This window comes from Aeromonas sp. QDB68, assembly GCF_027707405.1.
Lineage (GTDB): Bacteria > Pseudomonadota > Gammaproteobacteria > Enterobacterales > Aeromonadaceae > Aeromonas > Aeromonas caviae.
The window spans coordinates 1-21,435 of record NZ_JAPCIQ010000072.1 but is presented as its reverse complement, the minus strand read 5'-3'; the positions used below and the strand labels follow the sequence as shown (position 1 = coordinate 21,435).

The 21,435-nt window shown below is 63.6% G+C and carries 20 protein-coding genes and 1 tRNA gene; 5 read left to right on the top strand and 16 right to left on the bottom strand.

Features of this window, described 5'->3' with window-relative positions; translation table 11 throughout:
- Window positions 1–2 precede the first annotated feature (2 nt).
- Window positions 3–76: transfer RNA gene (locus tag PG892_RS16980), tRNA-Cys, on the top strand.
- 63 nt (window positions 77–139) lie between these two features.
- Here PG892_RS16980 and PG892_RS16975 read toward each other — a convergent pair.
- A complete protein-coding gene (locus tag PG892_RS16975) occupies window positions 140–427 on the bottom strand; it encodes a hypothetical protein (RefSeq protein WP_052815896.1) in 288 nt (95 codons plus the stop codon).
- Between the two features lie 214 nt (window positions 428–641).
- Between PG892_RS16975 and PG892_RS16970 the strand changes: the two genes are divergently transcribed.
- Window positions 642–842: a YbfA family protein gene (locus tag PG892_RS16970; RefSeq protein ID WP_010673543.1), complete on the top strand. Its 201-nt coding sequence runs from the start codon at window positions 642–644 to the stop codon at window positions 840–842.
- A gap of 266 nt (window positions 843–1,108) precedes the next feature.
- Here PG892_RS16970 and PG892_RS16965 read toward each other — a convergent pair whose 3' ends face one another.
- The 5 genes from PG892_RS16965 to PG892_RS16945 form a co-directional block, all read right to left on the bottom strand.
- Window positions 1,109–2,176 (bottom strand): ATP-binding protein, encoded by a 1,068-nt coding sequence (locus PG892_RS16965; protein WP_270825605.1) that lies wholly within the window; start codon window positions 2,174–2,176, stop codon window positions 1,109–1,111.
- A 134-nt stretch (window positions 2,177–2,310) separates the two neighbouring features.
- Complete coding sequence (locus PG892_RS16960; protein ID WP_052815809.1) at window positions 2,311–4,329, bottom strand: transporter substrate-binding domain-containing protein; 2,019 nt, start codon at window positions 4,327–4,329, stop codon at window positions 2,311–2,313.
- A gap of 143 nt (window positions 4,330–4,472) precedes the next feature.
- Complete coding sequence (locus PG892_RS16955) at window positions 4,473–5,240, bottom strand: DODA-type extradiol aromatic ring-opening family dioxygenase (RefSeq protein WP_052815808.1); 768 nt, start codon at window positions 5,238–5,240, stop codon at window positions 4,473–4,475.
- Between the two features lie 298 nt (window positions 5,241–5,538).
- Complete coding sequence (locus tag PG892_RS16950; RefSeq protein WP_010673545.1) at window positions 5,539–6,009, bottom strand: FKBP-type peptidyl-prolyl cis-trans isomerase; 471 nt, start codon at window positions 6,007–6,009, stop codon at window positions 5,539–5,541.
- Between the two features lie 137 nt (window positions 6,010–6,146).
- A complete protein-coding gene (locus tag PG892_RS16945) occupies window positions 6,147–7,295 on the bottom strand; it encodes a Na/Pi symporter (RefSeq protein ID WP_103859023.1) in 1,149 nt (382 codons plus the stop codon).
- Window positions 7,296–7,598: 303 nt separating this feature from the next.
- Between PG892_RS16945 and PG892_RS16940 the strand changes: the two genes are divergently transcribed.
- Window positions 7,599–8,048: a hypothetical protein gene (locus PG892_RS16940; protein ID WP_270825604.1), complete on the top strand. Its 450-nt coding sequence runs from the start codon at window positions 7,599–7,601 to the stop codon at window positions 8,046–8,048.
- 88 nt (window positions 8,049–8,136) lie between these two features.
- Here the strand turns inward: PG892_RS16940 and PG892_RS16935 are convergent, their stop codons facing one another.
- The 5 genes from PG892_RS16935 to PG892_RS16915 form a co-directional block, all read right to left on the bottom strand.
- The gene (locus PG892_RS16935; protein WP_039039328.1) at window positions 8,137–9,480 is read right to left on the bottom strand and encodes an APC family permease; all 1,344 of its coding nucleotides are present in this window, start codon (window positions 9,478–9,480) and stop codon (window positions 8,137–8,139) included.
- A gap of 688 nt (window positions 9,481–10,168) precedes the next feature.
- Complete coding sequence (locus PG892_RS16930; RefSeq protein ID WP_039039329.1) at window positions 10,169–11,512, bottom strand: APC family permease; 1,344 nt, start codon at window positions 11,510–11,512, stop codon at window positions 10,169–10,171.
- Window positions 11,512–11,649, bottom strand: coding sequence for a hypothetical protein (locus PG892_RS16925; RefSeq protein WP_164882979.1), 138 nt, complete (start codon window positions 11,647–11,649; stop codon window positions 11,512–11,514). Before PG892_RS16925 ends, PG892_RS16930 begins: the two co-directional genes overlap by 1 nt.
- A 233-nt stretch (window positions 11,650–11,882) precedes the next feature.
- Window positions 11,883–13,172: a 4-aminobutyrate--2-oxoglutarate transaminase gene (gabT, locus tag PG892_RS16920; protein ID WP_042014742.1), complete on the bottom strand. Its 1,290-nt coding sequence runs from the start codon at window positions 13,170–13,172 to the stop codon at window positions 11,883–11,885.
- Between the two features lie 232 nt (window positions 13,173–13,404).
- The gene (locus tag PG892_RS16915; protein WP_010673552.1) at window positions 13,405–14,868 is read right to left on the bottom strand and encodes an NAD-dependent succinate-semialdehyde dehydrogenase; all 1,464 of its coding nucleotides are present in this window, start codon (window positions 14,866–14,868) and stop codon (window positions 13,405–13,407) included.
- Window positions 14,869–15,177: 309 nt separating this feature from the next.
- Here PG892_RS16915 and puuR point away from each other — a divergent pair, with 309 nt between their 5' ends.
- Both puuR and PG892_RS16905 read left to right on the top strand, forming a co-directional pair.
- A complete protein-coding gene (gene puuR, locus PG892_RS16910) occupies window positions 15,178–15,786 on the top strand; it encodes an HTH-type transcriptional regulator PuuR (protein ID WP_029314011.1) in 609 nt (202 codons plus the stop codon).
- A gap of 49 nt (window positions 15,787–15,835) precedes the next feature.
- Window positions 15,836–17,113 carry an NAD(P)/FAD-dependent oxidoreductase gene (locus PG892_RS16905; protein WP_103859021.1) on the top strand — a complete coding sequence of 426 codons (1,278 nt, stop codon included), beginning with the start codon at window positions 15,836–15,838 and terminating at the stop codon, window positions 17,111–17,113.
- 100 nt (window positions 17,114–17,213) lie between these two features.
- Here the strand turns inward: PG892_RS16905 and PG892_RS16900 are convergent, their stop codons facing one another.
- The 5 genes from PG892_RS16900 to PG892_RS16880 form a co-directional block, all read right to left on the bottom strand.
- The gene (locus PG892_RS16900; protein ID WP_041213311.1) at window positions 17,214–18,413 is read right to left on the bottom strand and encodes a transporter; all 1,200 of its coding nucleotides are present in this window, start codon (window positions 18,411–18,413) and stop codon (window positions 17,214–17,216) included.
- 62 nt (window positions 18,414–18,475) lie between these two features.
- Entirely contained in the window at window positions 18,476–19,135 is a 660-nt protein-coding gene (locus PG892_RS16895; protein WP_010673556.1) for a hypothetical protein, read from the bottom strand.
- A gap of 7 nt (window positions 19,136–19,142) precedes the next feature.
- Window positions 19,143–19,820, bottom strand: a complete 678-nt coding sequence (locus tag PG892_RS16890) for a C39 family peptidase (RefSeq protein ID WP_039039335.1) — start codon at window positions 19,818–19,820, stop codon at window positions 19,143–19,145.
- A 52-nt stretch (window positions 19,821–19,872) separates the two neighbouring features.
- On the bottom strand, window positions 19,873–20,832 hold the full coding sequence (locus PG892_RS16885; protein ID WP_010673558.1) for a hypothetical protein: 960 nt from the start codon (window positions 20,830–20,832) through the stop codon (window positions 19,873–19,875).
- Between the two features lie 187 nt (window positions 20,833–21,019).
- The gene (locus tag PG892_RS16880) at window positions 21,020–21,406 is read right to left on the bottom strand and encodes a hypothetical protein (protein WP_258040133.1); all 387 of its coding nucleotides are present in this window, start codon (window positions 21,404–21,406) and stop codon (window positions 21,020–21,022) included.
- Window positions 21,407–21,435 lie beyond the last annotated feature (29 nt).

Here is a 21,435-nt window from a genome sequence, read left to right as displayed (position 1 = left end):
ATGGCGCGTTAGCAAAGCGGTTATGCAGCGGATTGCAAATCCGTTTAGTCCGGTTCGACTCCGGAACGTGCCTCCATCTTCCCCCTGTTTTCCACGTCACTGACGTTGTCCATCCGCCATGGCGGCCCAAGATGATGCTTCATTGCATGTCAGTCAGCCGTGAACAACCCTCCCGTTGCCACGTCTTGTGCAGATGCTTATCCATCTCGGCCAATGCCTCGCCCCTGGACCCGGACCTCTCTTCACCCCCCTGTTCTGCCAGCGCGGCCATCTCCTTTATCAGCAGACCGCATTGCCACAGGCTGGCGGTGGGGACCCCGTGATAGGGGATGTCGATGGCATCGTCACGATTGAGCCGCCACTCCTGCCACTGACTCCAGGCGAGCACGCCCAATGCCCCCAGCAGCGCCGCATCTGCAAGTTTCATCCTGTGTTCCCCCGTTCTGGTCCAGTCCTCGTTAACTCTGGAACAGGGGCCGCGTTTTGCCACCTTTGTTGTTTTTTAGTTAAAGAATGTAACCCGGTTTCATTTTTAGGCTTTTAGCCCCATTTTTTATCAAAAAATGGCGCAGTCGGTGTAGTAATCCTACAATGATTGGCGTAATCTTTGTTCAGTGGTCTTACCAGTGAGGCGTTACATCATGTTTCATCCCTTCTCCCTGACTCAGATAATCCTTCGCCGCATCTTCGTCCTGATGGCGGGTCTGCTTGCCTTCCCGGTGATGCTGTTTCGCCGGGATCGCGCCCGTTTCTACAGCTACCTGCACCGCATCTGGAGCAAGACCAGCACCAAGCCGGTCTGGCTCAAGATGAGCGAGCGAGGGGAGCGGATCTTCTACTGATCCTCCCCGTGACGCCCGTTTCACCCGGCGCCAGACTGGCGTGACAGGAAGGCTGGGCGCACCTCCCGATATAAAAAAACCGACACCCTGGTGTCGGTTTTTTTATGGGGCTCGAACCGCCACCGGCCTTGTATCCATGGCTGGTCCACGTTGTCTCTTGTCTCTTGTTTCTGTGGGCGACCCTTTATGCCGCACTCTCAGTCGCACTCTCAGTCGCACTCTCAGCCGCGCCCGTGCGACATGACGGGAGGAAGGGCTGGCGGTATTCAGGGCGCTGGCCCCAGAGTGGCCAGCGCCGCGCGCAGACGGGCGAGGCCGATGGGCTTGAACAGACAGTCGTTCATGCCGGCGGCGAGGCAAAGCTCCCGCTCGCGAGGCTGGGCATGGGCGGTGAAGCCCCAGACGGGCAGGTCATGGCCAAGGGCACGCAGGTTGCGGGTCAGCTCGAAGCCGTCCATCACCGGCATCTGGCAGTCGGTGATGACCAGATCGAAGGGGTGGCTGGCGAGGGCGCGCAGGGCCTCCAGGCCATTGCTGCGCACACTGACGTCGTGTCCCAGATGCTTGATCTGCTGGCGCAGCAGGATCTGGTTGGCGTGATTGTCATCGACCACCAGGATATGCAGCCGATGGGGGAGGGGTTGAGCCAGGTGGGGCTGGGGCGCCGGCATTGCCGTGATCGGGGCGGGGGGTTGCTGGGCGAGCGTGAGGGGCAGCCTTATCTCGAGGCGGGTGCCTTCGCCGACCTGACTGTGAACGGCTATCTCCCCCCCCATCATCTGACACAGGATGCGGGCGATATTGAGGCCCAGCCCGCTGCCGGGGAACTGGCCCTGGCCGTGGGCGCGATAGAAGGGGGTGAAGAGCCTGGGCAGCTTGTCCGCGGGAATGCCGGCTCCGGTGTCGGTGATGATGAGGTGCAGCACAGGAGGCTGCTCGCCCCCGGTCAGGGTGGCGGTGATGGCGACCCGGCCCTGCTCGGTGAACTTGATGGCGTTGCCGATGAGATTGAAGAGGATCTGGCGCAGGCGAAGGGGATCGATCAGCACCCTCGGCATGGGGGTGTCAGGCAGCCTGACCTCATAGATCAGTCCCTTCTGCTCGGCCATGCCCGCAAAGACCCGGGTGACGGACGAGAGCAGGGGGGCGAGATCGCAGGGGGTGGGCGTCAGGGTCATCTGGCCCGCCTCTATGGAGGCGATATCCAGGCTGTCCCCCAGCAGATCCAGCAGGCCGTTGGCGGAGTCGGCGGCGATGCGCAGCAGCTCGCCGCTGTGACGGCTGAGAGCGGGATCCTCGGTGGCCAGCTCCAGCATGCCGAGGATGGCGTTCATGGGGGTGCGGATCTCGTGGCTCATGGTGGCGAGGAAGTCGCTCTTGGCTCGGCTGGCGCTGTCGGCCTGCTGTTTGGCCTCGCGCAGCGCCTCTTCCAGCCGTTTGCGGTCCGTGATGTCTATCCAGCCGTCGATCACCCCGCTGATGGCCCCCTCCCCGTCGAAATAGGGCACCATCCAGTGATAGATGTCGCTCTGGGTGCCTCTGTGATGGAAGAGGCGATCCGCAAAGATGGGCTGCCCCTCCTGCAATACCCTGGCAAAGTCCTGCTCCAGCACGGCGATGCTGCCTGCATCGAGCACCCCTGACAGCCCCGGGCGAAGGGCTGACCCAGGATGGCCTTTGGCTCGGCGCCGAGCTGGGTCAGGTATTTGCTGTTGCACAGCAATACCTTGCCGCTCTTGTCCCGCACGACGATGGGGTGGGGCAGGCTCTCCCCCAGCGCCCGGATGAACCTGACATGGGCCTCCAGTTGCTGGCGGGACGCCTGCTCGGCGCTGGCCATCCGCTTGAACATGCGGTTGCGATAGAGCAGCACCAGCGCCAGGGTGAGGAGCCCCACGAACACCAGGTAGACGATGTGGGCGTGGCGATCCATGAAGCCGGGCACCGGCAGTTTGCGGTTGCGCCACTCGTAACTCATCATGGCGAGCTCGTTGGGGGGGATGGCGAGGATGGTCTTGTCGAGGATCCCCATCAGCATCCCCTGTCCGGGCAGGCTGGCAAACCCCATCCGGATCGGCTCGTCATCGGCGGGGCCGGCGATGCGCAGGGGGCTCTGGGGATCATTGTCCAGTGCATGGCGGGCAAAATAGAGGGGCACGATGGCGGCATCCACCCGTCCCTGGGCGAGCACCTCCATCGCTTCTGCTGCACTCTCCACCTGGGTGATGCGGCTGCCCTCCAGTCTCTGTGCGAGGGGCACATGGCGCGTCATCGCCACCGTCTTGCCCGCCAGACGCCGGATGGTGTCGATCCCTTGTTCCTCCTGGCGGGTGAGGATCACATAGATGTTGTCGGTGGCGTAGGGCACCGAGCTGCGCAGCCCGTAGTGTTCGGCCACCTGCTGGGAGATGGCGCCGATGAGGTCGATGGCGCCTGACTGCATGGCTTTTGCCAGCTGGCGCTCGGAGTCTGCCCGCACGAACTCGAAGGTGAGGCCTGTGCGTGTGCGGATCTTGTCCAGCATGTCCACCGTCATGCCGACCAGCTGGCCGTCATGATCCAGGGCGCCATAGGGGTAGAGGTTGTCCATCAGCCACACCCTGATGGGGGGCGCTTGCCGCATCCAGGCCCGCTCGGCGGCATCATAGAGATCGGCGCTTCGCTCGTTCATGTCGCGGATGGGCCCGTTCCACTGGGTGAAGAGGGTGTTGCGCGCCCGGTCGTCGATGGCCGCCAGCCCCCGGTTGACCAGGCTGAGCAGGGCGGGCTCGGTGGCCGGGACGGCAAAGCGGAACTCGGCAGGCGCCAGCTCGGGCGGGGCCTCGCCCCGCTGGCGAAGGTGGTCGAAGCGCTCGCTGTTGAGATAGTGGGTGGAGTGGGCATCCCCCAGCAGGATGTCGTCGCGGCCGAAGAAGACCGCATCGAACGCCTCCATGTTGGAGGGATAGGTCACCAGGGTGAGAGTGGGGTAGTAGCGGCCAAAGCGCGCCCTGTCTATCTGATCCCGGACGGCGGCTACCCGCTGTCCCGGTGTGAGCAGGGCCCCCCGATAACGTCTGGGCACGGAGAAGACGAGGGGGCTGCTGAAATAGGGGTTGCTCAGGCGGATCGCCCGGGTGTCACTGTCCGCCAGGGTGAGATTGCCGAGGCTGGCGAGGTGTATCTCCCCCCGTGCCAGGGCCCGGAGCAGGTGCGCCTTGTCGGGGAAGGCGCTCAGGGCAACGGGTTTGTCCAGCATCCGGGCCAGCAGGTCGATGTAGTCGGCACTGAGCCCCTCGACGCGCTGGCGAGCGATCATGGTGAAGGGGCGGTAGTCCTCTTGCAGGATGCCGACCCGCAGTTGGGACTGCTGGCGCAGCCATCCGAGCTCCGCCTCCGACCAGCGGGGAGGCAGCGGGGCGGGATCGTAGCGGCTGTGCAGGGTCAGGGCCTGCACAGGTTGAAGGCAGAGCAGACAGAGCAGGATCAGTGTTCGATATAGGTTCATCTAGCCACCCGACGCGACAGCCATCCCTGCCAAGCCTCATCCAATGGCGGCCATTCTACCGGAAAATGGCTATAACGAGTCCGCTATTTCGCCACGCGCGTCGGCGGCAGCACGGCAAGCAGGGCGGCCTGGCCGCCCCGCCCTCAACCGAACTGGTAGGCCCCCATGTAGAGGCTGCCGTAATCCCAGCTGTCGTGCAGCTTTCGGGGTCTGTCGGCCCCTGCCGCGCCGAGCGCCACAAACAGGGGGCGCAGGTGATCGTCATGGGGATGAGATTCCACCGCGCCCGGCGCCCGGGCCCGGTACTCTTCCAGCGCCCCCCTGTCTCCCACTGCCATGGTCTGCTCCAGCCAGCGGGCAAACTGGCTCGCCCACTGGGGAACCGGCGAGCCGTCCGGCCCGAGGGCACGGAGGTTGTGGGTGATGGCGCCGGAGGCGAGGATGCCGATCCCTTGCTCGCGCAGCCCCTGCAATGCCTCCCCCAGTTGCCACAGCTGGGCCGGGGTGAAGCTGGCCGGGATGGCGATCTGCACCAGGGGGAGTTCACTGTCCGGATCCATCAGGGAGAGGGGGGACCAGACTCCGTGATCCAGCTCGCGGCGCACCGGGGTGGCAGGCAGACCGGCCAGCAGCAGCTGATCGCTCACCGCTTCCTGCAACCATTGCGGGCTCGTCGCGGGCCAGCGGATCTGGTAGAGGGGCTCGGGGAAGCCGTAGAAGTCGTACATCAGGGCCGGGTTGGGCTCGACGTTGATCTGCAGCTCGCTTCGGCTGAACCAGTGGGCCGAGATCACCACCAGCCCTCTGGCACCCTCGAGGCGCAGTTGCTTCAGGAACCGGGTCGCGGGCTGATCGCGCAGGACCAGATCCGGGGCGCCGTGGGAGATGAACCAGACAGGGGCGATAGACATGACAGACTCCATATGCGTTGTGCCGATGCGCGCGGCGCACCGACAACCCGAGGCCAGGGCGACATGCCGCTGACGATGTGGTCATTATCTGCCCCTAATGATGGGTTAACAATCAGGCTTTATGGATAAGCACTCTTCACTTTTGGTTGATAGTCTGGCATCAGGGCGAGGGAGACCGGGGCAGAAACGACAACGCCGGCGCAGTGCGCCGGCGTTGTGATCAGGGGCCGTCGGACGTGGCTCCTGACGGGATGCCCCGCAGCGCCACCGCCAAGATCAACGCGGGCCCAGTGCGGGTTTATTGAATGCCCAGCAGCTCCACGTCGAAGATGAGGACTGAGCCCGGCGGGATCTTGCCGGCGGCTCTGTCGCCATAGGCCAGGTTGGCGGGGATGTAGAAGCGGGTCTTCTCCCCTTCCACCATCAGTTGCACCCCTTCGGTCCACCCCTTGATCACCTGGTTGAGGCCGAATTCGATGGGCTCGCCACGGGCAACGGAGCTGTCGAACACGGTGCCGTCCAGCAGCTTGCCCTCGTAGTGCACCTTCACCTTGCTGGTGGCGGTGGGGTGAACGGTGCCGGTGCCCGGGGTCAGCACTTCGTACTGCAGGCCGGAGGCGGTGGTGGTCACCAGGGGTTTTTCCTGGTTGCTGGCGAGGAACTCGGCCCCTTTGCGCACGTTCTCTTCCGCCAGCTTCCGGTTGTTGCTGCTGGAGTAGAAGTAGTAGGCGGCGCCGGCGATAAGAAGGGCTATCAGAATGAATTTCATCGGGTTTTCCTGTTCCTTGAAATCAGAGTGCAATGAAGGGGCATCTTATCCCAGCCGGGGAGGGAGGGCGAGGGGGGATGCCGGAGGATGTGACCGGACGGGCAAGGCACCTGGGGCATGATGCCCCCGGTTCGGATTTACTTGACGGCCACCATCATCAGGGCGGGCAGGGCGAAGAAGAGCCCGGCCACGTAACCCAGCGCCAGCAGCTTGTTCTCGCTGCCGACCCGGGCCAGGGTTTCGGCGGCCTTGATGGGCAATTCCCGCAGGAAGGGCACGCCATAGATGAGCGCCACGGCGAAGACGTTGAACAGCACATGCACGAAGGCGATGGTCAAGGCCAGCTGGGCGCCGGCGCCGCTGATGGCGGTGGCCGCCAGCAGGGCCGTGATGGTGGTGCCGATGTTGGCCCCCAGGGTGAAGGGGTAGAGCTGACGGGTGTTGAACACGCCGCCGCCCGCCAGCGGGATCATCAGGCTGGTGGTGGTGGAGGAGGACTGTACCATGACGGTCACCAGGGTGCCGGAGGCGATGCCGGTCAGGGGACCACGGCCCAGGGCCTTGTGCAGCAGCTCCTTGGCACGACCCACCATGACCCGTTGCAGCACCTTGCCGAGGGCGGTGACGCAGCCGAGGATCAGCAGAATGCCGATGACGATGGTGGCGATGGCGGGGCCCTTGCCCGGCAGGAAGGCGACGGCGCTGTCGATGAGATCCAGGGAGGGGGAGATGATGGGCTTCATGAAGTCCATGCCCTTCATGGACATGTCGGCGGAGCCCATCAGCAGACCGGACAGCCACTCGGCACTCTTTTGCAGCAGACCGAACATCAATTCCAGCGGCAGGAAGATGAAGACGGCCAGCAGGTTGAAGAAGTCGTGCACGGTGGCGGCGGCGAAGGCGCGGCGAAACTCGCCCCTGTCACGGATATGGCCGAGGGAGACGATGGTGTTGGTGATGGTGGTACCGAGGTTGGCCCCCATCACCATGGGGATGGCCATGCTCATGGGCAGGCCGCCCGCCACCAGGCCGACGATCACCGAGGTGACGGTACTGGAGGATTGCACCAGGGCGGTGGCCAGGATGCCGAGCAGCAGCGCGACGAAGGGGTTGTTAGCGAAGGCGAAGATCTGGGCCGCGCCCTCGGCGCCGCCGGAGAACCCTTTAAAGCCGTGTGAGACGGCCCCGACGGCGACCAGGATCAGGTAAACAAAGGTGATCACCGCTAGCCAGTTGAACAGGGGGCCGGTAGCGCGGGTCTGCGGGGATGACGGTTTGCTTTGCATGGTGCCTCTTGGGACGTCTGCGTTGAATTGGACGGGCGCATTACAGCAGTGCTCTATGACAGAAATATGACAAAGTGACACTTTTATGATGCTTTGGTGACAGGGGGCTCGGGATTGGCGGGCCAGATGGGGGTGCAGTGATTAATTCTGATTGCTTTGTTGTTTTAAGTGAATTGGTCTGTCGAATGTAGGGATGTGTTAGAAACTGACGGACGGGGTGCCATCCACTGGTGGATCCTGTGCCGCCACTCAGTCAATGGGAGTAGACTGCCTCGACATTTAATCAGTAATTGCGAGTCTGTCATGAAACATTGGTCCCTTCTTCTCCTGCCCCTGGCGATGGCCTCTCTCTCCTCTCATGCCGCCGTGCTGCCCTCCGATTGCAGCTCCAAAGACGTGGCGATCGGCTCGGCCGTCAACAGCGCGACCGGGGTCAACAGCCATTGCTCCGCGCAGAGCGCCAAACAGAGTGTGGACAACGCGGTCAACGATCCCGCTGGCTATGCCAAGCGCAAGGCGGCCCAGGCCACCGGCGTGGATGACGCCTACTACAAGGCCAAGAACACCCAGCAGCGGGTCGAGAATGCGGTGGACAATCCCGGTGACTACGCCAAGCGCAAGGCCGCCGAGGCTGCCGGTGTGGGCGAGACCTACAACAAGGCGAAGAACACCCAGCAGCGAGTCGAGAACGTGGTGGACGATCCCGCCAAGGCGGCGGGCCGCGCCGTGCTGCGCAAGACGGGCACCTACTGAGGGGAAACCCGGCAGAAGGCGATGCGTCGTGCAAACAAGAGAGGGGAGCCCGTGGGCTCCCCTCTTTGCATCTTGCGATCGAGATGGCTTACTGGCCGTCGGCCGCTTCCTCGTACTGACGGAAGGGGATGCGGAACACGGCGAGGCGCAGGAAGAGGTAGGTGACCCCGATCCCAGCCCAGATGAGGCCAAGCTCCAGGGAGCTCTGCTCCAGGTTGATCCAGAGGGCGCCGATGGTGGCGGCCCCCAGCAGCGGCAGCACCAGGAACAGCAGGTGCTCCTTGAGGCTCTTGTTGCGCTTCTCGCGCACCCAGAACTGGCCGATCACCGAGAGGTTGACGAAGGTGAAGGCCACCAGGGCGCCGAAGTTCACCAGGGCCAGGGCCATGTCCAGATCGAAGGAGACCGCGGAGAGGGCCAGGGCCCCCACCAGCAGCACGTTGATGGCCGGGGTGCGCCAGGTGGGGTGGATATAGCCGAACACCCGCTCCGGGATCATGCGATCGCGCCCCATCACGTAGAGGATACGCGACACGCCGGCGTGGGCCGCCATGCCGGAGGCGAGCACGGCCGCGGTGGTGCACACCAGCACCACGCTCTGGAACAGGGTGCCACCCACGTAGAGGGCGATCTCCGGCAGCACGGCGTCCGGCTCCTTGAAGCGGGCCAGATCCGGGAAGAAGAGCTGCAGGCTGTAGGAGACGGTGACGAAGATGATGCCGCCGATGAGGGCCGTCAGCACGATGGCGCGGGGGATCACCTTGCCGGCATTCGGGGTCTCTTCAGAGAGGGAGCTCAGGCCGTCGAAGCCCAGGAACGAGAAGCAGAGGATGGTGGCGCCGGTGAACAGCGGCAGCATGCTGGCAGACTCCACATGGAACGGACGGCTGCTCATCAGGGTGCCGGCCCCTTCACCGTGACTCAGGCCCCAGGCGATGAGGCCGAGGAAGGTGACGATGATGGCGATCTGGATGAAGACGATGAAGCCGTTGAGGTTCGCCACCAGCTTGATGCCGCGCAGGTTCAGGAAGGTCATCACGGTCACCAGACCGAAGATGAAGATCCAGGGCTCCACGGTGGGGAACATGGCGGTCAGGTAGATCTTGGCCAGCAGGATGTTGATCATCGGCATGAACATGTAGTCCAGCAGGGAAGACCAGCCCACCATGAAGCCCACATAGGGGTGGAACACCTTCTGGGCATAGGTGTAGGCGGAGCCTGCGGACGGGAAGCGGCGCACCAGGTGGCCGTAGCTGAACGCGGTCAGCAGGATGCCGCCGAGCGCCAGCAGGTAGGCGGTGGCCACGCGACCATCCGTGATGTCACCGACGATGGCGAAGGTATCGAATACCGCCATGGGCGTGAGGTAAGCCAGACCCATCACCACGACCTGGAACAGGGTGAGGGTCTTGAGCAGCTTGGCACCGGCCATCACGCTTTCTCCTCTGCACAGGCCCCGTGGGCGAAATGGGACGGGATCAGGGACGCGGGAACGCGTCGCTGGACACAGGGGGCGCCCATCTGTGGCACAGATGCGTGGCGCACGCCGGCGGGGACCGGCAGGAAAGCAGTTAAATGCCCCATGTTTTTCCTCACAACGTCGGGAGATTGCTTGGCAATCTGGGTATCAATTCCGGCACATGGCCGGCCTCTTGGTGAATGGTGGTGTGCCCCAGAAAAGCAAAGAACCGATGTTGTTGAAACATCGGCTCTCAAGGGGCGCCGTATTGTGCCCTCAGGGGGGGGGAGGAGACAAGCGAAAAAGGCCGCCAGCGGGGCAATGCTGTTCACTTAAGAGAATTTGAGTTCCAGTCCACGTAGTATCAGGACAAAAAATCGAGGGAGGCATGATGCCTCCCTCTTTCTATTGCAAGCCCCGCTGGATAAAGGCTGGAGGAAGATCGACTGGACACAGCCTTGCCCCCTCAACTCAAATCCAATTTATGAATAATCAGTCAAAAAAGTGCTTATCTGAACAGCATTGCGCCAGCGGGGAATTTGTTCCCCCCGTGAGCGATCACTTCGCCACCGCTGCCGGAAAGTCGATGACAACCTTGTCATCAGCTGGCGCCCTGCTTTGCCGCCATGCGAAACCGGCGCCCTGGGGGCGCCGGTTTCGCTCAGGAGGCGTCCTGCTCGGGGCGGCCGAGGCGGACCCGGAACACGGTGAGGCGCAGCAGCAGGTAGATGGCACCGAGGGCGGCCCAGATCAGCCCCAGCTCGAAGGAGGCGGGCTCCAGGTTGAGCCAGAGCACCCCGATGCAGGCGGCGCCGCACAGGGGCAGGGCGAGGAACAGCAGGTGATCCTTCAGGGTCTTGTTGTGACCCAGCCTGAGATAGAAGTGGGCAATCACCGCCAGGTTGACGAAGGTGAAGGCCACCAGGGCGCCGAAGTTGATGAGCGCCAGCGCCATCTCCAGATCGAAGACCACCGCCGAGAGGGCCAGCATGCCCACCAGCAGCACGTTGAGAGCCGGGGTCTGCCAGGTGGGGTGGATGTAGCCGAAGACGCGGCTCGGCAGGGCGCGATCCCGGCCCATCACATAGAGCAGGCGCGACACCCCGGCGTGGGAGGCGAGCCCCGAGGCGAGCACCGCCACCGTGGTGCAGACCAGCACCACCGCCTGGAACAGCTTGCCGCCCACATAGAGGGCGATCTCCGGCAGCACCGCATCCGGCTGCTGGAAGCGGGAAATGTCCGGGAAGAAGAGCTGCAGGAAGTAGGAGACCGAGATGAAGAGCACGCCGCCGATGAGGGCGGTGAGCACGATGGCCCGGGGGATCACCCGATCCGCGTTCGGGGTCTCCTCCGACAGGGTGGTGATGGCGTCAAACCCGAGGAACGACAGGCAGAGGATGGAGGCGCCGGTCAGCAGGGGATTGATGTGCATCTGCTCGGAGAAGAAGGGGCGGCTGCTCGCCACCGTGCCGAGCCCCTCGCCGTGGCTCACGCCCCAGGCGATGAGGCCGATGAAGACGGCGATGATGCTGAACTGCATGATGACGATCAGGCTGTTGAAGTTCGCCACCAGCTTGATGCCCCGCAGGTTCAGAAAGGTCATGACGGCGGCCAGGGCCAGGATGTAGGTCCAGGGGGCCACGCCGGGGAAGAGGGCCTCCATGTAGATCTTGGCCAGCAGCATGTTGATCATGGGCATGAACATGTAGTCGAGCAGGGAGACCCAGCCCACCATGAAGCCCACATAGGGGTGGAACACCTTCTGGGCATAGGTGTAGGCGGAGCCTGCCGAGGGGAACTTGCGCACCAGGTGGCCGTAGCTCATGGCGGTGAACAGCATGCCGATGAGGGCGAGCAGGTAGGCGGTCGGCACATGGCCTTCGGTGATCTCGGTGACGATGCCGAAGGTGTCGAACACCGCCATGGGGGTGAGATAGGCCAGCCCCATGATGACCACGTGCCAGAGTTTCAGGCTTTTTTTCAGACCGGCGGGGTGCGGGTGCATCAGGCGATCCCCCGCAGGCTGGCTGACGGGATCAGGCTGACGGTGAGGTCATCCTGCACGGTGGGGGCGCCAGTCCGGGATGCGGACGGATGGCGCAGACCGGCGCGGGCCGGCAGGAAAGCGATGATATGCCCCATGGAGTTCCTCACTAAGAAGCGGGTGTCGTGAGATGGCGTGCCACCTCGTTATCATTTCCGGTCTGTTCCGGCCTCGTTATGGATTTGTTTGGCGCAAAAAAAGAACCGGGCTCCGATGAGCGGACGGTCCTTGAATACGGCGGCGCATTGTGCATTCGTGATGCCCCCTTGACAAGCATATCAAGGGAGCAAAAACGCATTTTTTTGCACGTGGTCGAACGCGGTCTTCCGGATCAGGCCAGGGAGGCGGACAGGGCCTGCTCCAGCAGGTCCAGCCCCTCGTCGACGATGGCTGCCGGGGCGGTCAGGGGGGCGAGGAAACGGATCACGTTGCCACGCACGCCGCAGGCCAGCAGCACCAGCCCCCGCTTGCCCGCCTCGGCCACCAGCCGCTTGGTGAGATCCGGGTCCGGTCTGGCGGCATCCCCCTCCTTCACCAGCTCCATGGCCACCATGGCGCCGGGGCCTCGGATGTTGCCGATGCAGTCAAACCGTGTCGCCAGCTGGTGCAGGCGTGCCTTGATCTGCTCCCCCTGGGCCAGGGCCTTCTGGTTCAGGCGCTCCTCCTCGATCACCTCCAGCACTGCCAGGGCGGCGGCGCAGGCGATGGGGGAGCCGGCGTAGGTGCCCCCCAGGCCACCGGGCTTGGCGGCGTTCATCACCTCGCTCTTGCCCACCACGGCAGAGAGCGGGAAGCCGCCGGCCAGGCTCTTGGCCAGCGTCATGATGTCGGGTTCGACACCGCTGTATTCGGTGGCGAAGGTCTTGCCGGTGCGACAGAAACCGGTCTGGATCTCGTCGCAGATGAGCAGGATGCCGTGCTGGTCGCACACCTGGCGCAGGCGCTGCATGAAGCTGGCAGAGGCGGGGTAGAAGCCCCCTTCCCCCTGCACCGGCTCGATGATGATGGCGGCCACCCGGGTGGGTTCGATGTCGGCGCTGAAGCAGAGATCCAGCGCGGCCAGGGCATCGTCTTCACTCACTCCCAGGTAGTCGGCGGGGAAGGGGAGGTGATAGACCTCCCCCGGGAAGGGGCCGAAGCCGGTCTTGTAGGGCACCACCTTGCCGGTGAGGGCCATGCCCATCATGGTGCGGCCGTGGAAGCCCCCCTTGAAGGCGATGGTGCCGCTGCGACCGGTGTGGGCGCGGGCGATCTTGATGGCGTTCTCCACCGCCTCGGCGCCGGTGGAGAGGAAGAGGGTGCGTTTGGGGGTGGGGCCGGGCACCAGGGCATTCAATTTTTCCGCCAGCTCGATATAGCCGGAGTAGGGGGTGACCTGGAAGCAGGTGTGGCTGAACTTCTCGAGCTGCTCGCGCACCGCCGCCACCACCTTGGGGTGGTTGTGGCCGGTGTTGAGCACGGCGATGCCGGAGGCAAAGTCGATATAGCGGTTGCCCTCCACATCCCACAGCTCGGCGTTGTGCGCCCGGTCGATGAAGACCGGCAGCAGGGTGCCGACCCCCTGGACCACGGCCGCTTCGCGGCGGGCCTGCCATTGCTGGTTGTTGCTTGAATGACTCATCTTTCCTCCCTGAGGGGCATGGGCCCCCGCTGTTCCTGTGCCATCTGGCCATATGTGTGCCGCCAACTGCCCTCGGGCAGGGCGGCCTGTTCGCAAAAGGGGGCCCCGGGTGTGCCCTCAGGGCCCACAAGGCGCTCGGTCGTGACCGGCTGCCCCCTCTTTCTATCTGTAAAAGCGATGGGCTGCGTCATAACGCATCTGTTTTAACGATGCGATTGCCCCTTCACTCCCCTCAGCGAATGCCGCCAAAGCAGAGGTATTTGGTCTCCAGGTACTCCTCCAGCCCTTCGGCCGCCCCTTCCCGGCCCAGCCCCGACTCCTTGATCCCGCCAAAGGGGGCCAGTTCGGTGGAGATGATCCCCTCGTTGATCCCCACCATGCCGTATTCGAGCCCCTCGGCCACCCGCCACACCCGGGCGATGTCGCGGCCATAGAAGTAGGCGGCCAGGCCATAGGGGGTGTCGTTGGCAAGCGCAATGGCCTCGGCTTCCGTCTCGAAGCGCACCAGGGGGGCGACGGGCCCGAAGATCTCCTCGTCCAGAATGGGGTTGCCCCGGGTGACCCCGGTCAGGATGGTGGGGTGATAGAAGAGGGGACCGGCGGGGTGGGCGTCGCCCCCCACCAGCACCCGGGCACCGGCGGCGACCGATTGCTGCACCAGCTCGGCCACCTTGCTGGCGGCGGCCGGGTTGATGAGGGGCCCGATCTGGACGCCCTCGCCCATGCCGTCCCCGACCTTGAAGGCCTTGACCGCGGCGGCGAGCTTCTCGGCGAAGGCGTCATAGACGCTGGCCTGCACCAGGATGCGGTTGGCGCAGACGCAGGTCTGGCCGGCGTTGCGGTATTTGGACGCCAGGGCCCCGGCCACGGCGGCGTCGAGGTCGGCGTCGTCAAAGACGATGAAGGGGGCGTTGCCGCCCAGCTCCAGGGAGAGGCGCTTCATGGTGTCGGCGCACTGGCGCATCAGCAGTTTGCCGATGCGGGTGGAGCCGGTGAAGGAGAGCTTGCGCACCACGGGGTTGCTGCACAGCTCGTTGCCCACCGCGCTCGCCTGATGGGAGGTGACGATGTTGATGACCCCGGCGGGAATGCCCGCCTGCTCTGCCAGTACCGCCAGCGCCAGGGCGCAGAGGGGCGTTTCGGCGGCGGGCTTGATGACGATGGTGCAACCGGCGGCCAGCGCCGGACCCGCCTTGCGGGTGATCATGGCGATGGGGAAGTTCCAGGGGGTGATGGCGGCCACGACCCCCACCGGCTGCTTGATGGTGGCCAGGCGCCGATCGGCGGAGAAGCCGGGGATGGTGCGGCCATAGGCACGCTTGCCCTCTTCCGCGAACCACTGGATGAAGCTGGCGCCGTAGGCCACCTCTCCTTTGGCTTCCGCCAGCGGCTTGCCCTGCTCGCAGGTCATGATACGGGCGAGCTCCTCCTGGTTGGCCATGATGCGCTCGAACCAGGCGTAGAGTTTGCTGCTGCGCTCCTTGGCGGTGAGGGCCGCCCAGGCGGGTTGCGCCGCGTGGGCGGCCGCGATGGCGAGGCGGGTATCCTCCCCGTCCATGTCGGGCACCTGGGTGATGACCTGGCCGGTGGCCGGGTTCAGGACCTCGAACCGGCGCCCGCCCAGGGACTCGCACCAGCGGCCGTCGACATAGGCCAGGGATTTGATCAGGGAGAGAGCAGGTTGTGATGCTGACATAAGTAAGGGGCCTCGATAGTGGGTCTGGGTGGCGCGTTTATGTGGGCACCGCCGTATAGAATAATAAGCACGTAACGACCATAAAATGAGCCGAAATGTTTTTCAAGTGTTAAATATATTTGAGTGAACTGGGCGTCACATGCTAGAAATGGGGCTGTGAGCGCGATTGTAGCGGTTTTCATTGCGCAGGGTGTGCAAAATAATGAACGCTCTGAGTTGTGCAGGATAGTGAACGGGGCTGACGTTCCTGACTCACTATATTGACCAGTCGGCCCCAGGTATTCGAATGACCATGGAAGGAGGTGGGCGATGGAGCAATCCCGTGGCGAGGTCCGGTGGCGGACCATGACGGACAACCCCCTGGCGGAGCACGAGAGAAATATGGGGGAGCGGCTTGCCCGGATCCGCAGGGAGCTCGGGCTCTCCCAGCGCCGGGTGGCGGAGCTGAGCGGCCTGACCCACGGCGCCATCTGCATGATAGAGCAGAACAAGGTGAGCCCCTCGGTGGCCTCCCTGCAAAAGCTGCTGAGCGTCTACGAGCTGCCGTTGTCGCGCTTCTTCGCCGAAGAGGAGGTGGCGAGCACGCCCAGCGTGGTGATCAAGGCGGAGCAGCTCATCGAGCTCGGCAGCCAGGGGGTCTCCATGAAGCTGGTGCACAACGGCAACAATCGGCGCCAGCTCGGCTTCATGCTGGAGACCTATGCCCCCGGCACCGACACCGGCGGCGTGGTGAAGCATCAGGGGGAAGAGGTGGGCACCGTGCTGGAAGGGTCGGTGTTGCTGACCCTGGCCGGCCAGACCTATGAACTGTGCGCCGGGGACAGCTATGTCATCGACACCGGCGAGCCCCACAGTTTCAGCAATCCCTCGGGGCAGGTCTGCCGCATCGTCAGCGCCCACACCCCGGCCAGCTTTTAATGTGAACAACCCGTTGTGTTGGAAACGAACCGGTAAGGAAACAGGGATCATGACCGAACATGTAAAGAGTTACTACGCAGCCAGTGCCAACAAACACACGCCCTATCCCACGCTCACCGAGCAGCTGGAGTGCGACGTCTGCGTCATAGGCGCAGGCTACACCGGCCTCTCCAGTGCGCTGCATCTGGTGGAGAAGGGGTACAAGGTGGTGGTGCTGGAGGCGGCCAGGGTCGGCTTTGGCGCCAGCGGCCGCAACGGCGGCCAGATCGTCAACTCCTACAGCCGCGACATCGACACCATCGAAGCGAACTGCCCGCCGGATCAGGCCAGGCTGCTCGGCTCCATGTTGTTTGAGGGGGGCCAGATCATCCGCGAGCGGATCAAACGCTACAACATCCAGTGCGATCTGCAGGAGGGGGGCGTCTTTGCCGCCGAGACCGAGAAGCAGCTGCACGAGCTCAAGGCGCAGAAGGCGCGCTGGGAGAAGTGGGGCAACGACCAGCTGGAGCTGCTCGATGCCAAGGGGGTGCGCGAGGTGGTCGCGAGCGATCGCTACGTCGGCGCCCTGCTCGACAAGAGCGGCGGCCATATTCACCCTCTCAATCTGGCGCTGGGGGAGGCGGAAGCCATCCGCATGCAGGGGGGGCTTATCTTCGAGCAGTCCGCCGTCACCAGCATTACTCCGGGTCAGCCGGCGTTGGTCAAGACCGCCAAAGGGGCGGTGAAGGCACGCTTTATCGTGGTGGCCGGCAACGCCTACCTCGGCAATCTGGTGCCGGAACTGGCCAGCAAGAGCATGCCTTGCGGCACCCAGGTGATCGCCACCGAAGTGCTGGGAGAGGAGCGGGCCCGTTCACTCTTGCCACAGAACTACTGTCTGGAGGATTGCAACTACCTGCTCGACTACTACCGTACCTCCGGCGATCACCGGCTCATCTATGGCGGCGGCGTGGTCTATGGGGCGCGAGATCCCGCGGATATCGAGCGGCTGATCATCCCCAAGATGCGCAAGACCTTCCCCCAGCTCAAAGACGTCAAGGTGGAGTACACCTGGACCGGCAACTTCCTGCTCACCCTGTCGCGCCTGCCGCAGTTTGGCCGCATCGGTCACAACATCTACTACATGCAGGGCTACAGCGGCCACGGCGTCACCTGTACCCATCTGGCGGGCAAGCTGCTCTCCGAGGTGCTGAGCGGTCAGGCGGAGCGCTTCGATGCGTTCGCCAGGCTGCCGCACTACCCCTTCCCGGGTGGCCGCCTGCTGCGCATCCCCTTCACCGCCGCCGGCGCCGCCTGGTACACCCTGCGCGATCGCCTGGGGGTGTGATGTCACCGGTGGCCCGCCAGGCAGGCTGGCGGCAACAAGAAGAGGGAGGCGTTATGCCTCCCTCGTTTTTTGTCGTCAACCTGCCCGGGCCCTGACAGGGCTAGAAGCGGTAGGGGAAGCGGATCCCGATGGTGTAGTCCGGTGCATCCGTGGTGAGCCCGGCAGACCAGTTGACCGCCATGGAGAGGTTGTCGGTGATGGCCCAGGTCGACCCCATGCCAAAGCTGGCGGCGTTGGCATCGGAGCCGGTGACCTTCTCCATGGCAAAGCCTTCGGACCCCTGCTCGGACTCCATGGTGACGCGCTGGTTGATGTTGAAGGAGAGGCTGAAGCGTTCGTTGAGAGCGAATGCGACCCCCAGGCCATATTCATACCAGTCTCCCAGCTGGATGCTGCCGGGCTGGTTGCCGGGCTGGTAGGAGATATCGTCAAAGTCCTGCTTGAGGCTGTGACCATAGTTGAGGCTGGCAAACAGGATGGCGGGATCCATGGTCTTGACCAGGGAGAAGCCGGTGGAGAGCTGCCAGAGCCCGTTGCCGGTGGCGAGCTCCTTGGGGGTCACCAGGTTGCCCGATTCCGAGGTGTTGATCTCGATGCCGTAAGGATCCTTGCCGGTCGGCGCCTTGGCCCGGAAGTTCCACACCAGATCCGGCCAATCCTCGCTCTCGGCCATGACCCTGTAGTAGATGGCGAGGCTGAGATCCCCCAGACCGCCATCGCTGACGCTCTGCTCCTCGAAGTCGCGGCTGGAGTTCTCCTTGCCGGTGCTCTGGTAGTTGGTGTTGCGGAACATGTAGGGGAGGGCCAGCTCCAGTTGCCAGCGATCGTTGAGGGTGTAGCGGGTGATGACATCCGCCGTCCACTGATCGGAGCGCACCCGATCCAGGTTGATTTCGCCAAGGAAGATGGCGTCCAGGGCGAGGAAGCCGCGCAGGGCGAGATCCTTGCGGTTGTAGTGCTGATAGGAGAGGCCCACATCGACGGTCAGGGCGCGGTCGAACACATTGTGCTGTTCGATCATCAGGTCTTCGGTGCTGCGGCCGACTTCCGGCGTGCGCCGTGAGGCGTCCTGCTGGGTGGAGGCGACGGCGGCCCCGGCTCCGACCCCGGCGGTTGCCGTCGTGGCACCGGCGGCCTTGACGGCCTCCAGGCGGGCCTGGAGCTGATGAAGGGCCTGATTTTGCTGGATCAGTTGCTGGCGCAGGAGATCCAGCTGTTGTTGCAGGGCCTCCTCCTCGGCCGTGGCCCCCCAGCAGGCGAAGGGGGCGAGGGCAATCAACAGCATGCGAGACTGTTTCATCGGGATACGTCCTTGTTGTTTATCATCCTTTCTGATGGTTCAGCCCCCGGGCTCACCGGTGCTCAGCGCGAAAACCAGATGCGGGTCTGATTGAGCGTCTGCAAACCGTCCCCTCTGACCTTGTTGAACTGCAGCAGCCCCCGGCTGAAGTCGGTACCGCGCAGGCTCTGCTCCAGCAGGACCCGGCCGTCGGAAGAGTGTAGTTGCAAGCCGGCATAATTCCCCGAGACCCGGTAGGTGGCGGTGCCAAGATCGCCCTGGTGCTCGTAGCTGCCCGCCTGAACCAGGTGTCCCGTCATGGTGGGGGTGGTCAGTTCAATACCGGTCTGGTTGACCGAGCTGTTGCCGCTCCCCTCCAGTTGAACGACCTGCACCAGCCCGGCCCCCTGCACCTGGGCCTCCTTGGCGGGCGTGGCCGCGGGCTTGACCTCATCCTTGACGCGCACATCCAGCTTGGGTTTGTTTTGCACAATGCTCAGCGCCAGGTTCATGGCCGCCGTCTGCTGGGCCTGGGCCGTGGTCAGTGACGAGATGAACTCGATGCCGAAGTAGCTGATGCCATGGCTGCTGACATAGCGGCCGCGCAGGTGGGCCAGCTCCCCGTCCGCCAGTTCGGGCGCAAAGTGGTCTGACAGATGGGCCAGCGGGTCCGGTGCTGCCAGCAGCGGAGAGGCGATGCCACCCAGGCTGCAGAGGAGGCATAGGGCGGGTCGGGTATTCATGATGACCTCACATTAGCTCTTTGTGCTGAAAACCGAATTCCAGCAGGGATGTTTCATTGACCGGGGCGAAGAGCCCATCCTTGCCTCTGACAGAGAGCGGGGGAGAGGGGTTGGCAAGGGGGGCATCGGGACGATAGCCCGCGCCGATGACGGCGAGGAGGATGCCGTTCCAGCTCTCCTTGAACTCCTTGAACGTGATCACCCGGTTGCCGAGGGCCGGGTCTGCCAGATAGACGCGATCGTGGCGATCGATGGCCCGCAGCACGGCAAAGTGCTGATAGCCGCGAATGTTGAGCAGGACGATGGTGGGCACCCTCACCTGGCGCAGTTTTTCATCGCCCAGTCGATACCCTCTGACCCGCATGCCGAGCATTTGCAGGTACTGCTTCATGTCGAGCATGGAGAAGCCGTAGTGCTTGACCTGCTCCGGGTCTGCCATGGCAAGCATGCCATCCATGACCCAGCGTTCATTGGTTGCATGGCCGTAGGCGTAGCGCAAGATGGTGGCGACGGCGGCGGCCCCGCAGCTGAAATCCGTATGTTGGCGCTCGATGTTGGCGTACCGGCGCTCCAGAATGCTCTGCACCGGTTTGTTGAGATCCCCCAGCGCCGGGAGATGCTCCCCCAGTGGCACCGAGCCTGCCCAAACGGCAGGACAGCACAGCAACAGCAACAGCCAGCGCATTCAGACCTCCAGTGTCAGGGAAAAAGGGGGCACTGGGCCCCCTCGCATCGACTTACTTGGCAAACCCTGCGGCCAGCGAGAGATTGTTCGCTTGCAGGTTGTTGGTCCCCGAGGAGACGTTCACCCCGATGTTGCCCACGGCACCGTTGAAGGCGCCGCCATCGATGGTTGCCCGGTTGAAGGTTTCGCGGCTGGTGTAGGTGTTGACCACGGGAATATACCCGACGGCGTACCCACTGAGCTTGATGTCACCCTCTTCCTTGAACTCGAACTTGCCATCATCTTTCGGGTTGTTGTTGCCGTACCTGTCGTTGTCATTGTCGTGGCCATGTCCTTTCTTGACATCATGACCGGTACCGCCCCCCTCGTAATCGCCCCAAGCCTTGAGACCGAGGAACACACCCGCCTTGTCAACCGTCTTGGTTGCGCTCAGGCTTTGGTTTTCGGTCATGTTCTTGGAGACGCTCTGGCTGTTGGCCACGGTGGCCACGGCCATGTTGCCGGTGGACACGGAGGCTGCCATGTTGTTGGCCTGGACGTTACCCGAGCCCGAGGTCACGTTGACCCCGATGTTGCCTGCGGCATCCTTGAAGGCCCCATCGCCCACACCGGCCTTGTTCTGATGGCCGTGATTGGTCGTCCAGTTGTTGCTGGCGCTTTGGGTGGAGAAGACCTCGGCATCCGACGATCCGCCAGGGGCGCCATGTTGTTGTTGACCACGACCCATGATGAACTCGGCATCGACCTCGTCATAGGCGGCCAGGGAAGCGCTGTTGCCCTGTACGTTGGAGTCACCGGCTGCGACGTTGGCGCCGATGTTACCGGATGCACCCTTGAACGAGCCGTCGATCTTGCTCGTGTTCTCCGTTCTTGTATTGGCGGTGCCTATCATGGAACTGGACTGCTGGTTGTCCACGACGGCCATGCCGAGTTTGTTGACGTTGATGTAGCCGCCGACATTGACCCTGCCTTCGTATTCCACATCGACTTCTGCCTTGACCTTCTTGGTCAAGGTTGCCCCTGTCTCATCTCTGTCACCGCGGTAATCGGCGGATGCAGTGCCCGACATGGCCATGATGACCGCGGCGGCTAATGAGCTATAAATAAGTCCACGCATAATGAGTCTCTCCATTGAACTTTCAGCGGAAGATATGCCCATCGGCTGATACCCCCGGGCCTGGCTTCCTATCCCTGCGGCATCATGGGGATGCCGTTACTGCGCCAGCCAGGGACAGGGAAACCATGTTGACTGACTGGTTTCCCTGTCCCGTGACCTGGTTCACCTGAATGACCCCCTTGCTGCCCGTGAGGGCGGTGTCATCCAGATAGATGCTGGTAGTGGTGTTGGCGGGGGGCTTTCCCCCTGGGGTCTTCGCGACGCTGGAGCTGAGATTGATGTCGGTCACGACACCCAGGCCGCTGTCATCGAGGGACAGGGCGAAGGCGTTCAGTTGCTGGTTGCCCTCACCCGCCCCCTGATTGATGCCGACCAGTCCCCGGTTCTGGCTCAGGGCCGAGCCCAGGATGGCGACGCTCTGGGGAAGGTGCGAATAAGCGGGGAAATTCTTCTCGGCTGACTCAGTCATTTCATTTTTTCAGTTTGAGCCGATCTTTT